The organism is Agrococcus sp. SL85 (assembly GCF_026625845.1).
GTDB lineage: Bacteria > Actinomycetota > Actinomycetes > Actinomycetales > Microbacteriaceae > Agrococcus.
In genome coordinates, this window is the sequence record NZ_CP113066.1 from 930,751 (window position 1) to 954,124 (window position 23,374).

At 75.0% G+C, this 23,374-nt stretch carries 22 protein-coding genes and 1 pseudogene; 7 read left to right on the forward strand and 16 right to left on the reverse strand.

Going from position 1 to position 23,374, the window contains the following annotated elements; all coding sequences use genetic code 11:
- Positions 1-72: 72 nt before the first annotated feature.
- The 4 genes from OVA14_RS04550 to OVA14_RS04565 form a co-directional block, all read right to left on the reverse strand.
- Positions 73-1,266, reverse strand: a complete 1,194-nt coding sequence (locus tag OVA14_RS04550) for a M24 family metallopeptidase (protein WP_267505089.1) — start codon at positions 1,264-1,266, stop codon at positions 73-75.
- Between the two features lie 205 nt (positions 1,267-1,471).
- Positions 1,472-2,194, reverse strand: a complete 723-nt coding sequence (locus OVA14_RS04555; RefSeq protein ID WP_267505090.1) for a DUF3159 domain-containing protein — start codon at positions 2,192-2,194, stop codon at positions 1,472-1,474.
- Positions 2,195-2,280: 86 nt separating this feature from the next.
- Complete coding sequence (locus tag OVA14_RS04560) at positions 2,281-3,666, reverse strand: glucose-6-phosphate dehydrogenase (RefSeq protein ID WP_267505091.1); 1,386 nt, start codon at positions 3,664-3,666, stop codon at positions 2,281-2,283.
- 67 nt (positions 3,667-3,733) lie between these two features.
- Positions 3,734-3,994 (reverse strand): hypothetical protein, encoded by a 261-nt coding sequence (locus tag OVA14_RS04565; RefSeq protein ID WP_267505092.1) that lies wholly within the window; start codon positions 3,992-3,994, stop codon positions 3,734-3,736.
- 219 nt (positions 3,995-4,213) lie between these two features.
- Between OVA14_RS04565 and OVA14_RS04570 the strand changes: the two genes are divergently transcribed.
- On the forward strand, positions 4,214-4,795 hold the full coding sequence (locus OVA14_RS04570) for an HhH-GPD-type base excision DNA repair protein (protein ID WP_267505093.1): 582 nt from the start codon (positions 4,214-4,216) through the stop codon (positions 4,793-4,795).
- Between the two features lie 174 nt (positions 4,796-4,969).
- A complete protein-coding gene (locus OVA14_RS04575) occupies positions 4,970-6,208 on the forward strand; it encodes a PHB depolymerase family esterase (protein WP_267505094.1) in 1,239 nt (412 codons plus the stop codon).
- A 137-nt stretch (positions 6,209-6,345) separates the two neighbouring features.
- Here OVA14_RS04575 and nagB read toward each other — a convergent pair whose 3' ends face one another.
- The 7 genes from nagB to OVA14_RS04610 form a co-directional block, all read right to left on the reverse strand.
- The gene (gene nagB / locus OVA14_RS04580) at positions 6,346-7,128 is read right to left on the reverse strand and encodes a glucosamine-6-phosphate deaminase (RefSeq protein WP_267505095.1); all 783 of its coding nucleotides are present in this window, start codon (positions 7,126-7,128) and stop codon (positions 6,346-6,348) included.
- A complete protein-coding gene (gene nagE / locus OVA14_RS04585) occupies positions 7,128-9,053 on the reverse strand; it encodes an N-acetylglucosamine-specific PTS transporter subunit IIBC (RefSeq protein ID WP_267505096.1) in 1,926 nt (641 codons plus the stop codon). The genes nagB and nagE overlap by 1 nt, the downstream gene beginning before the upstream one ends.
- Positions 9,054-9,147: 94 nt before the next feature.
- The gene (locus OVA14_RS04590) at positions 9,148-9,882 is read right to left on the reverse strand and encodes a GntR family transcriptional regulator (RefSeq protein ID WP_267505097.1); all 735 of its coding nucleotides are present in this window, start codon (positions 9,880-9,882) and stop codon (positions 9,148-9,150) included.
- Between the two features lie 637 nt (positions 9,883-10,519).
- Positions 10,520-10,717 (reverse strand): hypothetical protein, encoded by a 198-nt coding sequence (locus tag OVA14_RS04595; RefSeq protein ID WP_267505098.1) that lies wholly within the window; start codon positions 10,715-10,717, stop codon positions 10,520-10,522.
- A gap of 316 nt (positions 10,718-11,033) precedes the next feature.
- On the reverse strand, positions 11,034-12,038 hold the full coding sequence (locus OVA14_RS04600) for a pirin family protein (RefSeq protein WP_267505099.1): 1,005 nt from the start codon (positions 12,036-12,038) through the stop codon (positions 11,034-11,036).
- An 83-nt stretch (positions 12,039-12,121) separates the two neighbouring features.
- Positions 12,122-12,349 (reverse strand): hypothetical protein, encoded by a 228-nt coding sequence (locus OVA14_RS04605; protein WP_267505100.1) that lies wholly within the window; start codon positions 12,347-12,349, stop codon positions 12,122-12,124.
- Positions 12,349-13,593 carry an inorganic phosphate transporter gene (locus OVA14_RS04610; protein WP_267505101.1) on the reverse strand — a complete coding sequence of 415 codons (1,245 nt, stop codon included), beginning with the start codon at positions 13,591-13,593 and terminating at the stop codon, positions 12,349-12,351. The genes OVA14_RS04605 and OVA14_RS04610 overlap by 1 nt, the downstream gene beginning before the upstream one ends.
- Positions 13,594-13,700: 107 nt before the next feature.
- Between OVA14_RS04610 and OVA14_RS04615 the strand changes: the two genes are divergently transcribed.
- The 5 genes and pseudogenes from OVA14_RS04615 (at position 13,701) to OVA14_RS04635 (ending at position 17,134) form a co-directional block, all read left to right on the forward strand.
- A complete protein-coding gene (locus OVA14_RS04615) occupies positions 13,701-14,189 on the forward strand; it encodes a MarR family winged helix-turn-helix transcriptional regulator (RefSeq protein WP_267505102.1) in 489 nt (162 codons plus the stop codon).
- A 24-nt stretch (positions 14,190-14,213) separates the two neighbouring features.
- Positions 14,214-15,524, forward strand: coding sequence for an MFS transporter (locus OVA14_RS04620; protein ID WP_267505103.1), 1,311 nt, complete (start codon positions 14,214-14,216; stop codon positions 15,522-15,524).
- Positions 15,525-15,619: 95 nt separating this feature from the next.
- Positions 15,620-15,727: pseudogene (locus OVA14_RS04625) on the forward strand (DUF2510 domain-containing protein); the annotation flags it as partial.
- A 121-nt stretch (positions 15,728-15,848) separates the two neighbouring features.
- Positions 15,849-16,331: an RDD family protein gene (locus tag OVA14_RS04630; RefSeq protein ID WP_267505492.1), complete on the forward strand. Its 483-nt coding sequence runs from the start codon at positions 15,849-15,851 to the stop codon at positions 16,329-16,331.
- Positions 16,332-16,420: 89 nt separating this feature from the next.
- Positions 16,421-17,134 carry a GOLPH3/VPS74 family protein gene (locus OVA14_RS04635; RefSeq protein WP_267505104.1) on the forward strand — a complete coding sequence of 238 codons (714 nt, stop codon included), beginning with the start codon at positions 16,421-16,423 and terminating at the stop codon, positions 17,132-17,134.
- Here OVA14_RS04635 and treS read toward each other — a convergent pair.
- The 5 genes from treS to aztB all read right to left on the reverse strand — a co-directional run bounded on the left by treS (position 17,131) and on the right by aztB (position 23,360).
- Positions 17,131-18,837 (reverse strand): maltose alpha-D-glucosyltransferase, encoded by a 1,707-nt coding sequence (treS, locus tag OVA14_RS04640; protein WP_267505493.1) that lies wholly within the window; start codon positions 18,835-18,837, stop codon positions 17,131-17,133. The two genes, OVA14_RS04635 and treS, sit on opposite strands and share 4 nt — an antisense overlap.
- A gap of 139 nt (positions 18,838-18,976) precedes the next feature.
- Positions 18,977-20,197 (reverse strand): zinc metallochaperone AztD, encoded by a 1,221-nt coding sequence (gene aztD / locus OVA14_RS04645; RefSeq protein ID WP_267505105.1) that lies wholly within the window; start codon positions 20,195-20,197, stop codon positions 18,977-18,979.
- Positions 20,198-20,278: 81 nt separating this feature from the next.
- A complete protein-coding gene (gene aztC / locus OVA14_RS04650) occupies positions 20,279-21,187 on the reverse strand; it encodes a zinc ABC transporter substrate-binding protein AztC (protein ID WP_267505106.1) in 909 nt (302 codons plus the stop codon).
- Positions 21,187-22,443 (reverse strand): hypothetical protein, encoded by a 1,257-nt coding sequence (locus OVA14_RS04655; RefSeq protein ID WP_267505107.1) that lies wholly within the window; start codon positions 22,441-22,443, stop codon positions 21,187-21,189. The genes aztC and OVA14_RS04655 overlap by 1 nt, the downstream gene beginning before the upstream one ends.
- Entirely contained in the window at positions 22,440-23,360 is a 921-nt protein-coding gene (gene aztB / locus OVA14_RS04660) for a zinc ABC transporter permease AztB (RefSeq protein ID WP_267505108.1), read from the reverse strand. Before aztB ends, OVA14_RS04655 begins: the two co-directional genes overlap by 4 nt.
- Between the last annotated feature and the right edge of the window lie 14 nt (positions 23,361-23,374).

Sequence of the window (23,374 nt, forward strand, 5' to 3'; positions counted from 1 at the left end):
GAGCGCCGCGGCGTCGGCGACGACCGTCGCGCCGTCGACGAGCGCGCGCCGCCGCCGCGTCCGCGCCCGCCGTCATCCCGCCTCCCGCACGATGAGCTCGCGCGGCGCGTCGGTGAGCACCTCGACCGCGCCCTCGCCGATCGCGACCGACTCGCTCAGCTCGCAGCCGAAGCCCTGCATCCACATGCCCGCGATCACGTGGAGGCACATGCCGGGCTCGAGCACCGTGGGGTCGTCCTGCCGCACCGAGACCGTGCGCTCGCCCCAGTCGGGCGGGTAGCCGATGCCGATCGAGTAGCCGAGCCGCGATGCCTTCTCGTAGCCGGCACGGGCCAGGTGGGCGCGCCAGCCGGCATGCACCTCCTCCACCGCGCGGCCGGGGCGCAGCGCGTCCAGCACGAGCTCGAGCCCCTCGGCGGTCACGGCGGCGAGTCGCGCGAGCTCTGGCGTCGGCCGGCCGAGCGCGACCGTCCGCGCGAGCGGCGCGTGGTAGCGGCGGTGCGCGCCCGCGAGCTCGATCGACACCGCCTCCCCGGCTGCCAGGCGGCGACCGGACCACGTCATGTGCGGGGTGTCGGCCGACTCGCCCGTCGGCAGCATCGGCACGATCGCGGGGTAGTCGCCGACCACCTCGCCGACGCCGGAGGCCTGCACCTGCGCGATCGCGGCCGCGACGTCGGCCTGCCGCACGCCCGGCGCGACCGCAGCGACGCCCGCGCGCATCGCGGCGCTCGCGACCGCGCCCGCGCGACGCATGAGCTCGAGCTCCGCGGGGCTCTTCACGAGGCGCACCCAGTTGACGAGGTCGTGGGCGTCGACGAGCTCCGCGCCGGGCAGCCCCTCGCGGAGCGCGAGGAACGAGCGCACCGTGAGGAAGTGCGCCTCGCCCTCGTAGCCGATCCTGCCGCCGCCCAGCCCGCGGGCGCGGAGCTCGGCGGCCGCCCAGTCGAAGGGGTGCGCGTCCGTGCGGTGCACGAGCGACTCCGGGTAGCCGAGGATGCGGTCGGCCGGCAGCGCCGCGGAGCGGTGGGCGCCCGTCGCATCCATCGCGCGCATGACGAGCAGCGGCTCGGCGTCGAGCCGCACGAGCAGCACCTGCGGCATGTAGAACGACCACGCGTCGTAGCCGGTCAGGTAGTGGAGGTTGGCGGGATCGACGACGAGCAGCCCGTCGAGGCCCTGCGCCCGCATCCGCTCCCGCGTGCGCTCGAGCCGTCGCCCGAGCTCGGTCGCGCCGCTCGGCGGATCGGTGGGGGTGCCTGGCATGCCGCTCCTCGGATCGCTCGCGTGGGGTCACCCTACGACGGCGACGCCGGGAGCCGGGGATGGGAGCCGGGAGTGCGGGCCGGGCAGGAAGAAGCGGTGCGGACTGGCTCAGTGACGCTCGCTCAAGTGCAAGTCCTGGTGAAGGCGCCTGGTCGGTCCGCACCGCTCGGCTTGGCGGCGACTCTACGCCCGCGCGCCGCCGCGGTCAACGGTCGGTCTGCGGCGCCTCGGCGAGCGCCGGAGCGGGCACGGGCCGCGGCCTCCGGATGCCCGGGTGGCCCTTCGGGATCGAGGCGAACAGCACCCAGCCGGAGGCCGCGACGCACGCGATCACCAGGGGATACGTGAGCGCGACGCGCATGATCGCGAGGGCGGTCGTCTCGTCGAGCCACCACAGCGCCGTGAAGACCACGACCCGCACCACGTACTGCAGCACCCAGATCCAGGAGGCCCGGCCGTAGGCGCGCACGAGCACGGGGTCGCGGCGCCACCGGGTGCGCGTGCCGATGACGCCGCCCACGATGACGCCGAGCAGCGGCCACCGCACGAGGATCGAGAGGGTCCACGCGAGCGCGCTCGCGGCGTTCGAGAGCAGCTGCACGAGGAAGACGTTGCGCGCCTCGCCCGTCCAGAGCGCGAGCAGGGCGGCCACCGCCATCGCGAGCATCCCGACGAGCGCGGCGCGAGGGCTGCGACGCCGCGCGAGCGCCGCGACGACGAGCACGGCGCTCGCGGCGAGCGACCAGCCGACCGCGGCGGCGACGTCCTCGCGGGAGGCGACCCAGGCGACGAGGAACGCGACGGGCGGCAGCGAGGCCTCGAGCGCCGCCCTGCCGCCGCCGAGCAGCCGCGCGAGCGACTCCTCGCGCGTGGGGTCGGCGGCCGGCGCCTCGGGCGCCGCGGGGCCGTCGGGAGGGGTCGCGCGCATGAGGTGAGGGTACCCTTACCTCGGTGCCGACGGCCAGCGCGTCGCGGCTCCTCGGCGCGGTGTTCGTCGGTTCGCCGCTCCTCGGCTCAGCGGCCCTCGGCGCTCGTCGCCCAGGCCTCGGGGCCGCGGGATCCTGCCGGGTAGGCCTCCATCGGCACCGCGTCGTCGCGCCAGGCCGCGAGCACGGGCTCGACGATGCGCCAGCACTCCTCGGCCGCGTCGCCCCGCACCGCGAGGCGCGGGTCGCCGTCGAGGATCGAGGCGAGCACCTCGCCGTAGGGGAGCAGCTGCCCGCCGCCCAGCTCGCCGCGCAGCACCGTCTGGTCGAGCGTGAAGGGGTCGCCGCGGCCGTTGGTCGTCAGGTGCAGCTCGAAGCCGTCGGGCTTGAAGTCGATGACGAAGCGGTCGGGGGTGTCGCGGCCGTGGAGGCCCCGGGGCACGTGGGCCGGCGGCCGCCAGTGCACGACGGCGCGCTTGCGCACGCCGCCGAGCGACTTGCCCGAGCGCAGCACGAAGGGCACCCCGGCCCAGCGCTGGTTCTCGATCGCCACCTCGACCTCCGCGAGCGTCTCGGTGCCGCGGCCCGCGTCCACGCCCTCCTCGGCGGTGTAGTCCGGCACCTCGCGCCCCTCGACCGAGCCCGCGGCGTAGCGGGCGCGGCGCGAGTCGCGCACGGGATCGACGACCCGCGCGGCGCGCAGCACCTGCCCCACCGCGTCGCGCAGGTCGCGCTCGCCGACCGACGCCACCGGCTCCATCGCGAGCATCGCCATGATCTGCAGCAGGTGCGACTGGATCATGTCCCGGAGCGCGCCGTTGCGGTCGTAGTAGCCCGCGCGGCCCTCGAGCGTGACGGTCTCGTCGTAGAGGATCTCGACCCGCTCGATGCCGTCGCGGTCCCACGTGGGCTCGAGCAGCCGGTTCGCGAAGCGGAGGCCGAGCAGGTTGAGCACGGTGTGGAGGCCCAGCATGTGGTCGATGCGGAAGACGCGCTCCTCGGGCACGATGCGCGTGACGAGCGCGTTCAGCTCGCGGGCGGCGGCGAGGCTGTCGCCGAACGGCTTCTCGACCGCGAGGATCGTGCCCTCGGGCACGCCGACGCGCTCGAGGGCCTCGCACACGAGCTCGGTGACCTGCGGCGGCAGCGCGAAGTAGAGCACCAGGCGGTCGCAGGCGATGGAGGCGAGGAGCGCGCTGAGGGCGTCGTCGGCGGTCGCGTCGCCCGCGACGTAGCGCGTCGAGGCGACGACCGCCTCGGCCGCGGGGCCGGCGGCGCCGCCCTCGGCGAGCGCGTCGCGCACGCGCGAGCTCCAGTCGTCGGCCTCGAGCTCGCGGAGGTCGGCGCCGACGATGTGCACCCGCCGCTCCGGCTCGGCCGCGAGCAGCGTGCCGATGCCCGGTAGCAGCAGGCGCCGGGTGAGGTCGCCGGAGGCGCCGAGGATGAGCAGGGTGGTCGCCGGCTGGCTCGTCATGGGCCCCATGCTTCCACCGCCGCGGTCGGCGTCGGCTGAGCGGCGGGCGCTCAGGCGCGCCCCCGGCTCACCAGAGGACGCCGCCGCCGATCGAGATGCCGCCGTAGGTCAGGAGCACGACGACGCCCGCGACGACGGCGGGCGCGATGCCGCGGCCGCCCGCGTGACGCGACTTGAAGAGCGCGATGACCGCGAGGATCGCGGCGATCGCGGCGAGGCCGCCTCCGAGGATGAGGCCGATGAAGAGCGGGATGGGCATGAGGACGAGGCCCAGGAGCCCGATCCAGAACGCCCACCACGCCCACGGGTTGGAGCGCTTGGTCTGCATGCCTCCAGGATCCCAGCGGGCGCCTCCGAACCGGCCGGGAGCCGTGCGGATCGCGCGTCCGGAACGCGGTGGGGAATCCTATTGCGAACACTGTTATGCGTGTGCTTCACTATCCCCAGGCCAAGGGTCCGGCCCCCCGCCGGAGCCCCTCGACCAAGAGCCGTCTCCCCGGGTGTCGTGACCACCCGGGGAGGCGGTTCTCTCTGTCAGGCTGGAGCCATGACTCGCGACCTGCACCTCACCGGCGACGACGCCGCGGACACCCTGCTCTCGCAGGACGACTTCGCGCTGCTCACGGGCATGCTGCTCGACCAGCAGATCACGATGGAGGCCGCCTTCTCCGGCCCGGCGAAGCTCCACGACCGCCTCGGCGGGCTCGACGCCGCCGCGGTCGCCGCCATGGATCCGGAGGCCTTCCAGGCCGCGATGGCCGAGAAGCCGGCCGTGCACCGCTTCCCGGGCTCGATGGCGAAGCGCGTGCAGCAGCTCGCGCAGGCGATCGTCGACGACTGGGGCGGCGACGCCGGCGCGCTGTGGCGCGAGGGCTCGCCCGACGGGCGCGAGGCGCTGCGACGCCTGCAGGCGCTGCCGGGCTTCGGCGAGCAGAAGGCGCGCATCTTCCTGGCGCTGCTGGGCAAGCAGTGCGGCTTCGACGGCGCAGGCTGGCGGGAGGCCGCGGGCGTCTACGGCGAGGAGGGCTCGAAGCGCTCGGTCGCCGACATCGTCGACCCTGCGTCGCTGCAGGAGGTGCGCGCCGCGAAGCAGGCGGCGAAGGCCGCCGCGAAGGCCGCGAAGGGCTGAGCTGCCCGCAGGGTCACCGCGAGGCGGCGGCGCCTCCGGTGCCGTCGCCTCGACCAGCGAGCCTGTGGAGAGAGATCCGGAACCTGACTCACTCGTCAGGTAGCGTGCGGAGCAGCCCGTCGTGGCAGCCCGGTCGATGGCGCCCGGGCACGGCGGGCGGACAGGAGCGTCCGCATGCCCATTCGCCCGTCCCGCCGCCCGCTCGCCCTGCTGGCAGCCGCAGCAGCGGCCGCCCTCGGGCTCGTCGGCGTCGCCGTCGCCCAGCCGCCCGCCGCGCAGGCCGCCGGCGCCTGGTCGACCCAGACCATCGCCGGCATGACCGTGCACGTCTACGTGCCCTCGGCCGCCCCCATCGTCGAGGGCGGCCGCGCCCTCATGGTCAGCCTGCACGGCTGCGTGCAGTCGGCGAGCGCGATCCGCGACGGCGGCCAGTGGGTGGGCGCCGCCGAGGAGACCGGGATGGTCGTGGCGGTGCCCGCCGCGCCGAGCGGCGGCGTGCTGCTCGGCTGCTGGGACTACTACGACGGCAACCACTCGCGCACCGCGCCCGCTCGGCACGACGACAACCTGCTCGACCTCGTCACGGCGCTCCGCGGCCGCGCCGACCTCGCCATCGACGCCCGGCAGGTGTACCTCTCGGGCCTCTCGTCCGGCGGCGGCCAGACGATGGTGATGGGCTGCCTCGCGCCCGACGTCTTCGCCGGCATCGGCATCAACGCGGGCCCGACGGTCGGCACGACCTCTGGCCAGATCGGCTCGGTCGCGGTGACCGAGGCCCAGGGCCGCGCGACCTGCGAGCGCTTCGCCGGCGCCGCCGCCGGCTCCTTCTCGACGCAGCTCACCTCGGTGGTCTACGGCTCGAACGACACCACCGTCGCCCCGGGCTACAACACCCTGAACGGCCGCATCATGGCAGGGCTCTACGGCGCGACGACGCAGTCCTCGTCCTCGCTCGCCGGCCTGCCGGGCTCGAGCACGAACGGCACCGAGACGCGGTGGTCGGATGCCGAGGGTCCGCGGGTCTCGGTGATCCAGAACACCGGGCTCGGCCACAACTGGCCCGCGGGAGGCGGCTCGGGCGGCGCCTACATCTCGACCACGAGCATCGACTACCCGCGCACGGTCACGCGCTTCTTCTTCGAGCACAACCGGCGGGTCGACGGGGTCGCGCCCACGCCCACGCCGACGCCGACGCCGACGCCGACCCCGACGCCGACCCCGGATCCGCAGGGCTGCGTGACCGCGACGAACGCGGCGCACCAGGCGGCCGGCCGGGCGGTGAGCTACGGCGTGAACCCCTACAACCCGTTCTACGCGATCGGCACGCAGGACTACCTCGGGCAGGGGGATGCGACGGTCACGAGCCTGCAGCGCCTCAGCGCCACGAGCTGGGACCACGTGCCGAGCTGCTGAGGCGGCGCTCCGCGCGCGCTCGATCGGCCGGAGCGGGAGGTCAGCCGCATATCGCAGCTGCCTCGTCGCTCAGGCCGATCGAGCGCGGGCCGCCCTCCCGCCGTCTGAGCTGCTCCGCGGCCGGAGGCCGCCTGCGCCTACGCGCCCGGCTGCACCGCGGCGCGGTGCGCCACGGTCGCGCGGTAGTAGTCGGCGAGCCGCAGCTCCGAGGCCGCGGCCTCGTCGATGACGACCGTCGCGCGACGGTGCAGCTGCAGCACCGAGCCCGGCCACATCGACGACACCGGCCCCTCCACGACCTCCGCGATCGCGCGCGCCTTCGCGGCGCCGTGGGCGACGAGCAGGGCGCGCCGCGCGTCGAGGATGGTGCCGAGCCCCTGCGTGAGGCAGTGCATCGGCACCTCCTCGGCGCTCGCGAAGAAGCGCGCGTTGTCCTCGCGGGTGCGGGGCGCGAGCGTCTTGACGCGCGTGCGGGAGGCGAGGGAGGAGGTGGGCTCGTTGAAGCCGATGTGGCCGTTGGTGCCGATGCCGAGCAGCTGCAGGTCGATGCCGCCCGCCGCGACGATCTGCGCCTCGTAGTCCTCGCAGGCCGCGTCGAGGTCGGCGGCGAGGCCGTCGGGCACGTGCACGAGCGCGGGGTCGAGGCCGAGCGGCCGCACGACCTCGCGGTCGACGACCGCGTGGTACGACTCCGGGTGGTCGCGGCGGATGCCGACGTACTCGTCGAGCGCGAACGCCGAGACCCGCGAGAGGTCGAGCCCCGCATCCGCCCGCGCGGCGAGCGCGCGGTAGGTCGCGAGCGGGCTCGAGCCCGTCGCGACGCCCAGCACCGCGCGCGGCCTCGCTGCCACGAGCTCGGCGATGCGCGCGGCCGCGAGGGCCCCGACCTCCTCGGGGCCCTCGACGATCACGACCTCCATCAGCGCAGCCGCAGCTGGGCGTCGCCGCCGTTCAGCAGGATGACCGGGGTCACGGTCGCGAGGCCCTCGGCTCGGATCGCGCCGAGGTCGAAGCGCAGCAGCGGCTCGCCCTCGCGCACGTGCTGGCCCTCGGCGACGAGCGTCTCGAAGCCGCGGCCCTGCAGCCGCACGGTGTCGATGCCGACGTGCACGAGCAGCTCGGTGCCGTCGTCGAGCAGCAGCGCGACCGCGTGGCTCGTGGGGAACACGTGCGCGACGGTGCCGTCGGCAGGCGCCACCACGGTGTCGCCCGTGGGCTCGATCGCGACGCCCGGGCCCATGATCCCCTCGGCGAACGTGGGGTCGGGCACCTCGGCGAGCGGCACGACGCGCCCCTCGAGCGGCTGGCGGATCGTGACGACCGAGGTCGCGACGGCCGCGGCGGTGGCCACGCCGCCCGCGGCGGGCGCCGCGTCGACGACGGCCCGCACCTGCGCGGTGGTGGGGGAGGCGACGCGGCCCGCGATGAGGTCCTCCATCGCGTCCTTGACGAACTGCACCTCGAGGCCGTAGATCACCTGCACGGAGCGGCCGCCGGGCTTCATGACGCCCGCGGCGCCCGCGCGGCGGATGGCGGCGTCGTCGACCTTCGCGACGTCGGCGACCTCCATGCGCAGGCGCGTCGCGCAGTTGTCGAGGTCGACCACGTTGTCCTTGCCGCCGAGGCCCGCGAGGATCGCGGACGCCTGCGCGAGGAACTTCGACGAGCCCGAGGCGCCCTCGATGCCCACCTCGTCGTCCTCGCGGCCGGGGGTCTTGAGGTCGAAGCGCTTGATGAGGAAGTAGAAGACCACGAAGTAGATGGCGAACCAGACGACGCCCATCACGAGGATCATCCACGGGTTCTGCGCGAGCGGGTTGACCCAGTTGAGCGCGAGGTCGATGAAGCCGCCGGAGAAGCCGAAGCCCATGCGGACGGGCAGCATCGCGCTGATGGCGAGCGAGATGCCCGTGAACGCCGCGTGCACGACGTAGAGCCAGGGCGCGAGGAACATGAACGCGAACTCGAGCGGCTCGGTGACGCCCACGAAGAACGACGCGAAGGCGGCCGAGATGAGGATGCCGGCGGTCACCTTGCGGCGCGTGGCCCTGGCCGTGAGGTACATCGCGAGGGCCGCGCCCGGGAGGCCGAACATCATGATCGGGAAGAAGCCCGTCATGTACTGGCCGGTGACGCCGTAGGTGCCGGTGTTGTTGAGGAAGTCGCCGAGGTCGTTGATGCCGGCGACGTCGAACCAGAACACCGAGTTGAGCGCGTGGTGCAGGCCCGTGGGGATGAGCAGGCGGTTGAAGAAGCCGTAGATGCCCGCGCCCACGGGGCCGAGGCCCACGAGCAGCTCGCCGAAGCCGACGAGGCCGGAGTAGACGACCGGCCAGAGGAAGAACAGCGCGAGCGCGACGACGAGCGAGGCGCCGGCCGTGACGATGGCCACCGAGCGCTTGCCCGAGAAGAACGAGAGCGCCGTGGGCAGCTGGACGTCCTTGAAGCGGTCGTAGCAGAGGGCGCCGATGAGGCCCGCCAGGATGCCGATGAAGGCGTTCTCGATGTTGCTGAAGGCGGGGTTCACCGCCTCGACGTCGGCGGCGCCCGTGAGGCCGGCGACCGTCTCGGGCGAGAGCAGCGTCGTGATGACGAGGTAGGAGACGAGACCGGCGAGCGCGGCCGTGCCGTCGGACTTCGAGGCCATGCCGAAGGCGACGCCGATCGCGAACAGCAGCGGCAGGTTGTTGAGCAGTGCGCCGCCCGCGGCCGCGAAGAACGCGGAGGCGACGTTCTCGCCCGCTGCGGTGGCGATCCAGTAGCCGATGCCGGAGAGGATCGCCGCGACGGGCAGGACGGCGATCGGCAGCATGAGCGACTTGCCGAGCCTCTGGAAGAACTTCATCGTACGACTCCAAGGGTGCGAGGGAGGGTCGTGCGGACTCTACCCCCGATCCGCACGCTGGTCTAGACCACCTTTCGGCGGCGGTCCGGTCGCGTCAGGCGAGCGGCAGCGCGAGCCGCTCGGCGAGCGGGAAGGTGAGCTCGTAGCGGTCGGCGGGGAAGGTCACGCGCGAGAACTCCACCGGCACGCCCGCCGAGACCGCGGTGCGCGTGAGCCGCAGCACCGGGAAGGTCGGTGCGATGCGCAGCTGCTCGATCTCCTGGGCGTCCGGCAGCGACGCCGTCACGACCTCCGTGCCCTCGGTCGGCAGCAGGTCGAGCGACTCGAGCAGCTCGTAGAGGCTGCCCTCGGCGGCCCGGCGGTCGAGGCCCGGCACGAGCGCCACGGGCAGCCACGCGTCCTCGAGCGCGAGCGGCACGTCGTCGCCGAGCCGCAGGCGGCGCAGGTGCACGGTCTCGGCGTCGTCGGCCAGCCGCAGGTGCGCGGAGACCTCGGCGGGGCGGTCGGTGCTGCGGGCGTAGGAGAGCACGCGGGTCTCGGGCCGCAGCCCGTGCTCGCGCACGGCGCTCGCGAACGAGCGCAGCCGCACCTGCAGTCGCACGGGAGGCGCGAGGCGCTCCGTGCCGACGCCGCGCCTCGTGCGCACGAGGCCCTCGCGCTCGAGCACGTCGATCGCGCCGCGCACCGTCATGCGGGCCACGCCCAGCTGCGCGGCGAGCGCGCGCTCGGCGGGCAGCAGGCTCGCCCGGCGCCAGGGCCGAGGCGAGGGCGCGCACCGCCTCGAGCGCCGATGCTCCGCCGGGTGCCGCCATGCCCTCCAGCATCCCACCTCGACCCGTGCGGCGGCGGAGCCGGCGCGAGCCGGCGGGCCGGGCGGCTCCCAGGGTGCGCGGCTAGCGTCCGGCCATGGCCGCCCTGCTCGACCGCCTCCGCCCGCTCCCGACGCCCGAGGACCCTGCGGCGCTCGCGGCGCTGCAGGCGGATCGCGCCCGCAGCGCCCGCGCGTGGCTGCTCGCCGGCACGGTCGGCGCGCACGTCGCCTCGCTCGCCGTGCAGGGCACGATGGGCGGCCCGACCCTGCCGATCGCCATCGGGGCGGTGCTGCTCGCGGCGTGGCTGCTCGTGCTCGGCACGACGCAGGCGGTGCTGCTCATGCGGGCCGAGCCGCGGCGGCGTCCCGCCTGGCTGGGCGCGCTCGCGGGCGTGGCGGTCGCGGTGCTCGCATCGCCGCTCGCCGGGCTCCTCGCGTTCGTCGGGGCGATGCTCTGGTACGTCGCCGCCGTGGGCGTCGCGCTGCTCGGCCTCGTGCTCGTCGTGCTGGGGATCCGCGTGCGCGGTCCGCGCCCGAGCGGCGGCGCCGCGCTGCTGGGCCTCGCCGCGGCCCTCGTCACCATCGCGCTGAACGCGATCGACGCGCTGGTGCTGCTGCCCGCGACCCTGCTGCCCGGGCGCTCGATCGACGAGGCCTACGCGGCGCTCGGGGTCGCGGGCGAGGGCAGCGCGCCCGTCGTGGCCGCGACGCTCTGCGCGCTCTGGGCCGCAGGCGCAGCGCTCGTCGCGATCGCGCTGTGGCTCCACGCCGCGCCGTCCCAGCTCGCGCTCGGCTGGATGCTGGCGCTCGCCGCGCTCGCGGCGCTCGGCCGCTCGGTGCTGACGCTCGTCATGGGGTGGGCGCTCGACGACGCCGGGGGCCGCGGCGGCATGTCGATCGCCGACGCGCCGCTGTGGCTCCTCGCGCTCGCGCTCACCGCCGCCGCCAGCTGGCTGCTGCTGGGCCGCCCGCGCCGCTACCGCGCCGTCGGTCGAGGAGCGCGGCCGCAGGCCGCTCGCGCCGCTAGCTGCGCCGTCGGTCGAGGAGCGCGGCCGCAGGCCGCTCGCGTCACGAGACCCGCGTCGCGCGAGGGCTCTCGTGACGGCAGCGCCTGCGGCGCGGCCTCCTCGACCGACGGCGACGACGGCAGCGCCTGCGGCTCGCGGCCGCTAGCGGTCGCGGCGCTTCGCTCGGCCGCGCGGCAGCAGCTCGACGTCGGGGATGCGGGGGCTCGGCAGGGGCGCGGCGTCGTCGTCGACGACGGTGCCGAAGCGCTCGCGCGCGCCCGCGTCGTCGCGCTCGCGCATCCACGTCTCGCGCGCCTCGGCCACGACGGCGTGATCCGTGCCGACGAAGTTCCAGAACATGACGACCTCCTCCTCGAAGGGCTCGCCGCCCAGGAGGATCGCCACGGCGTCGGCCTCGGCCGTCACGACCGCGTCGGTGCGGCCGGGGTCGAGGTAGGCCATCGCGCCGCGCGGCACCGGCACGTCGTCGACGAGCACGCCGTCGGTGAGCGCGAGCACGCCGTGCTCGAACGCCGGATCGAGCGGCAGCCCGGCCTCGGCGCCCGCGCCCAGTCGCAGCTCGACGCCCAGGAGCGGCGTGAACGCCGGCACCGCGCTCGTCGCACCGCCCCACGAGCCCACGAAGACGCTCGCGAGCACCCCGGGCGCCGGCTCGGTCGTCGGCACCGCGTCGTGCCCCGCGAAGCCGGGCTCGCGCTCGCGCTCGCCGCGCGGCAGCACCGTCCACAGCTGCACCCCGTGCAGCACGCGGGTCTCGGGCGTCGAGTACTCGCTGTGCGCGATGCCGCGGCCCGCGGTCATGAGGTTGATGCCGCCGGGGCGCACGACGTGGCGGCCGCCCGCGGAGTCGCGGTGCTCGATCGCGCCGTCGACGAGCCACGACCAGGTCTGCAGGCCCGTGTGGGGATGCGGGGGCACGTCCATGCCGGGGCCGTCGCCCAGGTCGGTGGGGCCGAACGCGTCGGCGAAGCACCAGGCGCCCACGAAGTGCCGGTGCTTGTTCGGCAGCACGCGCTGCACGGGCATCGCGCGAGGCCCGCCGAGCGGCACGTCGCGGGGGAGCAGCAGCTCCACGCCCGCCTCGAGCGCCTCCTCGACGCAGGCGCGCTCGCTGTCCTCGACGATCGTCGCCTCGTCGTTGCTCATGCCCCGAGGCTACGCGCCGCGCCTGCGCGGCCGCCGCCGCCTCCGGCCCCTGCCCTCACGCCACAGGATGCGCGGCGCGCGCCTCAGATGCCGAAGAGCGCCTTGCCGAAGACGATGACGACGATGCCGGCGAGCGCGAGGACCACGCAGAGCGCGAGGAGGCCGCGGCCGACGGCGGTGGAGCCCGGGCGGCCGCTCTCGAGCGAGCGGATGCCGAGGGCGTAGACGAGCGGGATGCCGGCGCCCAGCAGCAGCCCGACGGCCAGCACCGACGCGATCGCGACGCCCAGGGCGCCCAGGTCGAAGCCCATCAGCGGTCCTCCTCGCGCAGCGTGCGCCGCTTGCGCGGCTTCGACACCGGCGCGACGCCCGAGGCGACGGCGCTCAGCTCGCGGTCGATGCGGCGCTTGCGGGCCTTCTTGGGCTCCTTCGGGGCCTCCCACTCGTCGGCGACGTTGCGGTGGTCGACGTGGCTCGCGCGCGAGCGCACCCACATCGCGGCGCACGCGGCGATGAGGATCGCGGTGACGACGACCGAGCCCCACAGGTGCCCGAAGATGCCGGCGATCGCGAAGCACAGCGCGCCGACGGCGCCCGCGGCCGGCAGCGTGATGAGCCACGCGAGCAGCATGCGGCGGGCCACCGACCAGCGCACCTTCGCGTCGGTGCGGGCCATGCCGGAGCCGATCACCGAGCCGGAGGCCACGTGGGTCGTCGACAGCGGCAGGCCCAGGTGGCTCGAGGTGAGGATGATCGAGGCGCTCGAGAAGTCGGCCGACATGCCCTGGCGGGGCGAGATGTCGACGATGCCCTTGCCGAGGGTGCGGATGACGCGCCAGCCGCCCATGTAGGTGCCGGCGGCGATCGCGACGGCGCAGACCACGCGCACCCACAGCGGCATCTCGGCCTCCGGGTCGAGGCTGCCGTGCGCGACGAGCGCGAGGAAGATGACGCCCATCGTCTTCTGCGCGTCGTTCGTGCCGTGCGCGAGCGACATGAGCGACGCCGCGCCGATCTGGCCCCAGCGGAAGTCCTTGCGCTCGGCGCGCTCCGAGAGCCGCGCGGTCGCGCGGTGCACGAGCCAGGTGCCGACGAACGCCACGAGGCCCGCGATGACGGGGGCGAGGAGCGCGGGGATGAGGATCTTCTGCGAGACGCCGCCCCACAGCACGCCGCCGACGCCGAACGCCGCGATCGTCGCACCGATGAGGCCGCCGAAGAGCGCGTGGCTCGACGAGCTCGGCAGGCCGAAGAGCCAGGTCAGGACGTTCCAGATGATGGCGCCCGTCAACCCGCACAGGACGATGAGCATGAGGCTCTCGCCGTCGACGCCCGTGAGGTCGACGATCCCGGAGCCGACCGTGCGCGCCACCTCGATCGAGAGGAAGGCGCCGACGAGGTTCAAGGAGGCCGAGAGCGCGACCGCCGCCTTCGGCTTCAGCGCTCCCGTGGCGACGGACGGTGCCATCGCGTTCGCCGTGTCGTGGAAGCCGTTCGTGAAGTCGAAGGCGAGGGCCACGAGCACGACGATCACGAGGATCGCGAGTTCCTGCATCGCGCCAGTCTTCACCACGGGCCCGCCCGCGTCCAACGGAGCGGCGATCCGGTCGCGCGGAGGCGCAGGGCCTGGACAGATGCATAAGTTGCTTATATGATTGTGGGATGCACAGCGGAGACGACCAGGGCGGAGACGAGCGCAGCGGCGCGGCCGAGCCGCTCGACGCCGCCGCGCGACTCGCCGCCGCGGTCGACCGCCTGGTGCGCATGCACCGGCGCACCGAGCTGCCGGGTGCGCTCAGCCCTGCCCGCGCCTCCGCGCTCTACACGCTCGTCGAGCGCGGGCCGCAGCGCCTGGGCGCGCTCGCCGAGGGCGAGCGCGTGAGCCAGCCCGCCATGACACAGATCGTGCAGGCGCTCGAGGCCGACGGCCTCGTGGAGCGCGCGCCCGACCCCGCTGACCGCCGCGCGACCCGCATCGCGATCACCGCGGCGGGCCGGGCGCTCTCGGCGGAGCGCCGCGCGCTCCGCGCGGGCACCGTCGCCGCCGTGCTCACCACCCTCGACGCCGACGACGCCGGCGCGATCGCGAGGGCGCTCCCGGCGCTCGAGCGGCTCGCGGACGCCGCCGACGCCGTCCACCCGCCGCGCTGACGCGCGGCCGAACCGAGGAGTCCCATGGCATCCGTGCCGACCGCATCCGCGCGCGCCCGCGCAGCCGAGACCGCCGCCGAGACCGGTGCCACCCGGCCCGAGGCGGCCCGCAGCAGCCTGCTCCAGCAGCCCAAGGCCGTCTGGGCCGTCGCCTTCGCCTGCGTCATCTCGTTCATGGGCATCGGCTTCGTCGACCCGATCCTCCCCGCGATCGGCGAGCAGATGCACGCCTCGCACGCCGAGGTCGAGCTGCTCTTCACGAGCTACCTGCTCGTCACCGCCCTCGCGATGCTCATCACCGGCTGGGTCTCGAGCCGCATCGGCGGCAAGCGCACGCTCATCCTCGGCCTCGTGATCATCGTGGCCTTCGCGGGCCTCGCCGCCCTCTCGCCCACGATCGGCGCGATGGTCGGCTTCCGCGCCGGCTGGGGCCTCGGCAACGCCCTCTTCATCGCCACGAGCCTCGCCGTGATCGTCGGCAGCGCCTCGGGCGGCGTGCCCGGTGCCATCGCGATCTACGAGGCGGCGATGGGCATCGGCATCGCGGTCGGGCCGCTGCTCGGCGGCCTGCTCGGGTCGATCGGCTGGCAGCTGCCGTTCCTGGGCGTCTCGGCGCTCATGCTCGTCGGCCTCGTCGGCACGGCGCTGCTCGTGCCTTCCGCGCCCACGGCGCCGAGGCCCATCGGGGTGCTCGAGCCCCTCAAGGCCCTCCGGCACCGCGCCCTGCTCATCCTCAGCCTCGTCGCCCTGCTCTACAACTGGGCGTTCTTCACGGTGCTCGCCTACGCGCCCCTCGTGCTCGGCCTCGACGCGCTCGCGCTCGGCGGCGTCTTCTTCGGGTGGGGGCTGCTCGTGGCGATCTTCGCCGTGGCCGTCGCGCCCCGCCTCGAGCGCCGCTTCGGCCTCGTGCCCGTGCTCGTCGGCACGTTCGCGGTCATGGCGCTCGACCTCGCCGTCATGGCCGCGTGGACCGACGTGCCGGCCGTGCTCATCACGACCGTGATCGTCTCGGGCGCGTGCTCGGGCCTCAACAACACCCTCGTCACGCAGGCCGTCATGCAGGTGGCGCCGGTCGAGCGCCCCGTCGCCAGCGCCGCCTACAGCTTCGTGCGCTTCCTCGGCGGCGGCCTCGCGCCGCTCGTCGCGGGCCTCGTGGGCGCGGCCGTGAGCATCCACCTGCCGTTCTGGCTGGGCGTCGCCGCGCTCGTCGCGGCCGTCGTGCTGCTGCTGTCGGTGGGCCGCCGCGTCGAGGAGGCCGTGGAGGCATCGACCGCGGAGGTGCTGCCCGAGATCGCGGGCGACAGCCCCGCCGAGGTGCCCGTGCAGCAGCGCTGACCGCCGCCCGCGGCGTCCGTCCGCCGCACCGGCCCCCGGCGGGCGGCGCCCGCGGGCACGGGGAGGCGCCTGGCCGCGCCGCCTACCATGGAGGCATGAGCGAGCAGCCCGCCGGGTGGTACCCGGACCCCTACGCGGCGATCCCCGGCACCGAGCGCTGGTGGGACGGCGCGCAGTGGCTCGCGCAGACGCGCGAGGCGCAGCCGGCGGCCGGCGCCCCCGGCGCCCAGCCCTCGTGGCAGCGCCCCGGGCCGCAGGGCTCCTGGCAGCCGCAGCGGCCCGAGGGGCCCGACGGGGTCGAGCTCGCGAGCCTGGGGCCGGCGCCTGGGCGCCTACGCCCTCGACCTCATCCCCTTCATCGTGCTCTCGCTCGTGATCGTCGGCTCGTCCGGCTACTTCGACGCCGTCTCGCGCGCCGTCGCGAGCGGCGACGAGCAGCTGACGGAGGCCATGGAGATCCTCGCGCCGGGCTCGCAGACGGCCGTGACGCTGACCGTCGTGACGCTCTTCGCACAGCTGCTCTACAACGTCGGGCTCCACGCCACGACCGGGCAGACGATCGGCAAGCGGCTCGTGGGCATCCGCCTCGTGCGCGCCGACGAGCCCACCCGCAGCCCCGGTCTCCCCGCGGCCTCGCTGCGCTGGCTCATCCAGCTGGGCGCGCCGCAGGCGCTGCAGGGCGTGCCCGTCGTCGGCTTCCTCGTGGGCCTCTTCGGCCTCGCCGACCACCTGTGGCCGCTGTGGGACCAGCGCAACCAGGCCCTGCACGACAAGGCAGCCCGCACGCTCGTCGTGCGCGTGCGCTGAGGTTCCCTCCGCCGGGCGTCGGAGGGCGCCGCCCGCCGATCGGCCGATCGGGGGATCCGCTCCCGCTCCGTCGTGCGTAGCGTCGGAGCATGGACATCACGATCCCCGAGGCCCTGCTGCTGCTCGCGCTCGACGACGAGCGGGGCACCGCGATCCTCGACGACGGCACGCTCGGCACCGCGCTCTCGGCTGCAGCGATCGCGCAGCTGCTCGTCGACGGCCGCGTCCGCATCGCCGGCGAGGGCGAGCCCGGCGCGAGGCCCGGCCGCCTCGTCGAGGCGGCGGGCGCCAGCGACGACCGGCTCGAGCCGCTCGTCGCGCGCATCGCGGGCCGCACGCCGACGAGCGCCCTCCAGATCGCGGCGGGATTCGGCGGCGCGGGCTCGCCGAGCGGCAGGGTGCGCCGGCAGCTGCTCGACGACTTCGCCGAGCTGGGCGTGCTCGTCCGCGAGCAGGACCGGTTCCTCGGCATGGTGTGGCGCGACCGCTGGGAGCGCGGCGAGCGTCGCGAGCTCGAGGACGCCCTCCAGGCGCGCGCCCGCGCGGTGCTCGCCGATGCCGACGGCGCCGCCGACGACCCTGCGGACGCGCCGATCGACGCGGCGCTCGCGATCCTCCACGGCGCCGACGCGCTGCCGAAGGCCTTCCCCGACCTCGACGAGGCGGCGCTGCGGGCCCGCGGCGAGGCGCTCGCCGAGGGCTCCTGGGCGAGCGCGCAGGTGCGCGAGGCGGTCGCATCGATGCAGGCGGCGATGACGGCCGTGCTGCTCACGACCGTCATCATGCCCGCGTCGTCGAGCTAGGAGATCCCCAGCCAGTAGAACGTCTGCGTGCCGAAGGTGAGCGAGAAGCGGCCGTCCTCGGCGATCGTCGGGAAGGCGCCGCCGCCGAAGAGGTCTCGCAGCTGCCTGCCCGCGAACTGCTGCGCGTCGATCGTCACGTGCACGGGGTTGTGGCTGAACGAGAAGACGCACAGCACGTCCTCGGCGCGCGGCCCCGAGTAGGAGCCGTCGCCCCCGTAGGAGCGCACGAACGCGAGCACCGCCTCGTTGTCGGTGTCGAGCACCGTGATGCTGCCGAGGCCGAACACGGGGTGGGCGCGGCGCACGTGCAGCACCGAGCGGATCCAGTGCAGGAGGCTCGTGGACTGCGCCATCTGCGACTCCACGTTGACCGCGGCGTAGTGGTAGACGAGCGACTGCACGACGGGCAGGAACAGCTTGCCCGGGTCGGCGGCGGAGAAGCCGGCGTTGCGGTCGGGCGTCCACTGCATGGGCGTGCGCGAGGCGTCGCGGTCGTCGAGCCAGATGTTGTCGCCCATGCCGATCTCGTCGCCGTAGTAGAGGAACGGCGAGCCGGGGAGCGAGAGCAGCAGCGCGTTCGCGAGCTCGAGCTCGGCGCGCGAGTTGTCGAGGAGCGAGGCGAGCCGACGGCGGATGCCGACGTTCGAGCGCATGCGCGGGTCGTACGCGTACCAGCCGTACATCGCCTGCCGGTACTCCTCGCTCACCATCTCGAGCGTCAGCTCGTCGTGGTTGCGCAGGAACACGCCCCATGCGGCGCCCGGCGGCACCTCCACCTGCTCGGCGAGGATGCGCTTCAGCTCGAGCGCGTTCTGCGCGCGCAGCGAGTAGAAGATGCGGGGCATCGTCGGGAAGTCGAAGGCCATGTGGCACTCGGGCTCCTCGGCGGTGCCGAAGTAGGCGGCCGTCTCGGCCGGCCACTGGTTGGCCTCGGCGATGAGCACGCGACCCGGGTACTCGTCGTCGACCATGCGGCGCAGGTGGCGGATGTACTCGTGCGTCGCGGGCTCCGACTCGCCGTTGCCCTCCTCCGACTCGTAGAGGTAGGGGATCGCGTCGAGGCGGATGCCGTCGACGCCGAGGTCGAGCCAGAACCGCAGCACGTCCTCCACCGCCTGGTGCACGGCGGGGTTCTCGAAGTTGAGGTCGGGCTGGTGCGAGAAGAAGCGGTGCCAGTAGAACTGCCGGCGCACGCTGTCGAACGCCCAGTTCGACTCCTCGGTGTCGACGAAGATGATGCGGACGTTCGGGTAGCCCTCGTCGGTGTCGCGCCACACGTAGAAGTCGCCGTAGGGCCCCTCCGGATCCTCGCGGGAGGCGAGGAACCAGGGGTGCTGGTCGGAGGTGTGGTTGATGGGCAGGTCGATCATCACGCGCATGTTGCGGGCGTGCGCCTCGGCGACGAAGTGCCGGAAGTCGTCGATCGTGCCGTACTCCGGGAGCACCGCCGTGTAGTCGGCGACGTCGTAGCCGCCGTCCTTCAGCGGCGACTGGAAGAACGGCGGCACCCAGATGCCGTCGATCCCGAGCCACTGCAGGTAGTCGAGCTTGGAGGTGAGGCCCTGGAAGTCGCCGAAGCCGTCGCCGTTCGAGTCGACGAAGGATCGCACCATCACCTCGTAGAAGACGCTCTTGCGATGCCAGTCGCGATCGAGCGCCAGGCCGGGCACGTTGCCGCCGATGATCGGGATCGGCGAGGTCATCGGGTAGGACACGGAGGCTCCTCCTCGTCGTACGCAGGGGCATCCAGCCAACCACGTCCGCCGGGGAGCGCGCAGGATGCGCGCACAGCGACGGCGCCGGCCCCGCGGGATGCGGGGCCGGCGCCGTGGGGTCGGACCGTCAGCCGACGAGCGCGAGCTCGTTCGGGGTGCCCTCGATCGTGCCGGTCGCGAGCACCTCGCCCGTGGCGAGGTCGATGCGGTGCACGGCGTTCGCCGCGGGCTCGGTGACGATCGCCTGGTCGCCGTCGACGACGAGCGCGGGGTGCGCCTCCTGCCACTCGGCGGGGCCCTCCCAGGCCTCGATCACCGGGTAGGAGGCCGTGATCGCCTGCGTCTCGACGTCGATGCGGTGCAGCGCGCCGTCGGTGCCGAGGAGCCACGCGGCGCCCTCGGCGTCGCGGCCGACGCCGCGCCAGGTGTACTCGACGCCCTCGGGCAGGTCGACGACGTCGAGCTGCGCGCCGTCGAGGTCGGCCGCGGCGGTGTCGACGAAGCCGACGCGGTGCAGCAGCGAGCCCTCGGCGTCCGGGTCGTCCTTGTAGTCGACGACCGCGATGGCCGACTCGTCGGTCACGTAGGCGTTGCCGACGCGGCCGAACTCGTCCGGGCTCTCGAGCTTCGCGAAGGCGCCGTCGACGTAGGTGAGCACGCCGTCCTCGCAGCCGAACAGCACGGCCTCGTCGGCGGCGACGCCCTCGCCGTGGACGGCGGGGCACTCCTCGAAGCGGGCGGTCTCCTCGCCCTGCGGGTCGAGCACGCGCACGCCGCTGCGCGACTCGCTGTCGCCGAGCGTCGAGAGCATCGTGCCGTCGGCGAGCTCGACCGCGACGCCGTGGTGCGCGGCCTCCGAGGTGAACTCGGTCGTCTCGGGCAGGCCCTCCGCCCCCAGCAGCGCGTCGGTGTCGAACGCCCAGAAGTCGCCGGTGCCGTCGTCGAAGAGCACGGTGCGCCCCTCGTGGCGGACGACGTGGCCCGGGGTGGTCGCGGGGAAGGTCGTGCCGGTGAGCTCGGGCGCGCTGCCGTCGGCGCCGGTCGCGAGCACCTGGAAGCCGCCCTCGGTCGTGACGAAGGCGTGCTCGCCGTCGCCGGCGGTGTTGAGCCGGTTGAAGCCGGGCAGCGGGATGTCGGCGAGCTGCTCGAGGGTGACGGCGTCGAGCACCGCGAGGCCGCCGTCGTAGGCGATCGCGAGGCGCTGGCCGGGCTCGGCGGCCGCGCCGGTCGTGGTCGGCGCGGCGCTCTCGCCGGGCGCCGCGGCGCTCGTGCAGCCGACGAGCGCGATCGCCGCGGCGGTGGCGAGGCCGAGCGCGGCGGCTCGGCGGCGGGGGGATGCGATGTGCATGGGGTCCTCTCTGGGAGTGGTGGTGGGTCTCAGGTGGTGGTGGGCCGCACGTGGCGGTGGGTCGCAGGTGGTGGGGGAGGCTCAGCCGAGCGCGGCGACGATGCGGTCGCCGTTCGCGGCCATGAGCTGGAGGTAGGTCTCGGCGCCGCCGCCGGGGGCGGTGAGCGACTCGGTGAAGAGCGTCTCGACGCGCACGTCGACGCCCGCCTCCTCGGCGAGCACCTGCACGAGCCGGTCGGGCTGCGAGGAGTCTGCGAAGAGCACGGGCACGCCGCCCTCGCGGATCGCGCCCGCGAGGTCGGCGAGGTCGCTCGCGCTCGGGGCGGCGAGGGTCGAGCCGCCGGGGATGACGGCGCCGACGAGGCGGAAGCCGTAGCGCTCGGCGAGGTAGCCGAAGACGTGGTGGTTCGTGACGAGGGCGCGGCGCTCCTCCGGGATCGCGCCGAAGCGCGTCTCGAGGTCGGCATCGAGCGCCTCGAGCTCGTCGACGGAGGCGTCGGAGGCGGCGTCGAGCGCGGCGCCGTCGATCCCCTCGACCTGCGAGAGTCGCGCGCGCAGCGCCTCGACGACCGAGACCATCTGCGTCGGGTCCGTCCAGAAGTGCGGGTCGGGACCGGCGGCGTCCTCGCTCGAGTACTGGAGCACCTCGACGTGGTCGCCGGCGGTCAGGATCGGCACCCCGGCCGCCGCGGCGGCCTCGACGTGCTGGGCGAGGCCCTCCTCGAGGCCGAGGCCGTTCTCGACCACGAGGTCGGCGGACTCCATGGTCGCCGCCTGCTGGGCGGAGATCTCGAAGGAGTGGGGATCGGCGTCCGGCGGCATGAGCACCGTCACCGCCGCCTGCTCGCCCACGAGCCCGTCGACGACGTCGCCGAGGATGTTCGTGGTGACGACGACGGAAGGGCGGTCGTCGCCCGCAGCCGGACCGCTGCAGCCGGTCGCGACGAGCGCGGCGGCGGCGAGCGCGACGATCGCGCGGCGGGCGCGCATCAGCCGGCCTCGACGAGGTGGAGCGGCGAGGGCAGGGCGAGGGTGCGCGCGATGCGTGCGCCGTCGGCGTAGTCGACCTCGAACACGGCGTCGGAGGTCGCGTCGGGCACGTAGGCGCGGCTCGCGTCGACCTCGAGCGAGAGCGCCTCGGCCGCCTCGGGGTCGGCCAGGGCGCCGGCGAGCAGGGGCTCGCTCGCGCCGATCGGCGCGCCGGCCCCGTCGAAGGCGAGCACGCGGCCCTCGGCGTCGATCGCGACGACGTGGCCGTCCGCGTCGTCGACAGCGGCGACGCGCACGAGCGGCGCCTCGGTCTCGACGAGGGTCCACGCGCGCTCGCGGGTGTCGAGCAGCCAGTAGCCCGCCTCGCCCGCGACCGCTGCGGCCGTCGCCCGGCCCGCGCGCATCGCGAAGGCGGTCGGTCGGAGCGCCGCGCCGGTGCCGGCGGGCAGGTCGATGCGCTCGAGCGCGACGCCCGCGTCCTCCTCGACGGCGAGCACGGCGCCCTCGGCGCAGCCGAGCACGACGCCGACGCGGGTCCGGATGCCGCCCGCGGCGTCGGTGCAGGGCACGCTCTCGGCGACCGCACCCTCCGCATCCCTCGCCTCGACGGCGGAGGCGGTGGCGAGCACGAGGCCGTCGCCGAGGGGGGCCGCGAAGCCTGCGGGCGCGGCGCCCTGCTGGCGGCCGAGCTCGACGACCTCGCCCTGGCCGAGCGCGTCGCGGTCGAGCAGCACGACCTCGTCGCCGGCCCGCACGGCCGTGACCGACTCGCTCGACACGATCGCGACCGCGCCCTGGGGGTCGCCGGTGCCGGCGTCGAGCGTGCCGACGTCGAGCGTGCCGACGATGCGGGGCTCGGCGCTGTAGTAGTGGGCGTGGTCGCCGTGGTCGACGGTCCAGGCGCCCGCGTCGACGATCACGACGCCCTCGGCCGTGGTGGCCGCGAGGAAGCGGCCGTCGTCGGCGACGTGGGTCGTGGCGCCGATGCCGCCCAGCTCCTCGACCTCCTCGGTCACCGGGTCGAGCAGGCGCACGGCGCCCGCGGCATCGATCGCGGCGAGCAGGTGGGCGGGCTCGGCGAGCTCGGCGGCACCCTCGACGTAGCCGTGCGGCCGCGCCTCGTCCGCCGCGGTCGACGCGGCGGGCGCCGGGGCGGGGGCTCCCGCGCAGGCCGTGAGCACGAGGGCTCCGGCCAGGGCGGCGGCGGCCGGGGCCGCCCGTCGGATGCTGCGGGCGGCGGTGGGTGACGGCGTCACGCGATGCTCCTCTCGAGGGCGCCCTCGGCGCCGGTCTGCTGCTCGGTGGGCGGTGCGGTGCGCGCGCCGTCGCGCGCCCGGAGGTCGGTGAGGCCGCGGATGCCGGCGGAGGCCGCGAAGGCGAGCACCGCGGCGATCGCGATCGAGGCGCCCGCGGCGGTGCCGAGGTGCCAGGAGCCGAGGAGCCCCGCGGCCACCGCCGCGGCGCCGAGGGCCGCGCCGAGCACCATGGTCGCGAGCATGCTGCGGGTCCAGAGCGCGGCGGCCGCGGGCGGGGCGACGAGGAGCGCGACCACGAGCAGCGTGCCAACGGCCTGGTAGGAGGCCACGACCGCCACGGTGACGAGGGCGGCGAGCCCGACGCGCGCGAGGCCGGGGCGGAGGCCCAGGGTCGCGGCGATGCGCTCGTCGAACGCGAGGGCGGTGATCGGGCGGTGCAGCGCCGTCGCGAGGAGCGCGGTGGCGGCGAGGCCGATCGCGAGGGCGACGAGCTCCGGCTCGCGCACGGCGAGCACGTCGCCGAAGAGGATCGCGGTGACGTCGGTGGCGAAGGAGCCCGAGGCCGAGACGACCACGACGCCGAGGGCGAGCATGCCGACGAAGGCGATGCCGATCGCGGTGTCGTCGCGCAGCGCCCGGCGCCGGGTGAGCCACCCGATGCCCGCAGCCATCGCCGCGGCGCTCACGGCGGCGCCGGCGAGCGGCGAGCCGCCGAGGAGCGTCGCGATGGCGACGCCGGGCAGCATGCCGTGGCCGAGCGCCTCGCCGAGGAAGGCCATGCCGCGCGCCACCACCCAGGCGCCGGCGATCGCGCAGATCGCGGCCGCCAGCACCCCGCCGAGCAGCGCGCGCACGAAGAACGCGGTCTCGAACGGGGCGAGGAGCACGGCGAGGCCGGGCAGATCGGTGGGAGGCACGCGTCGACCATAAC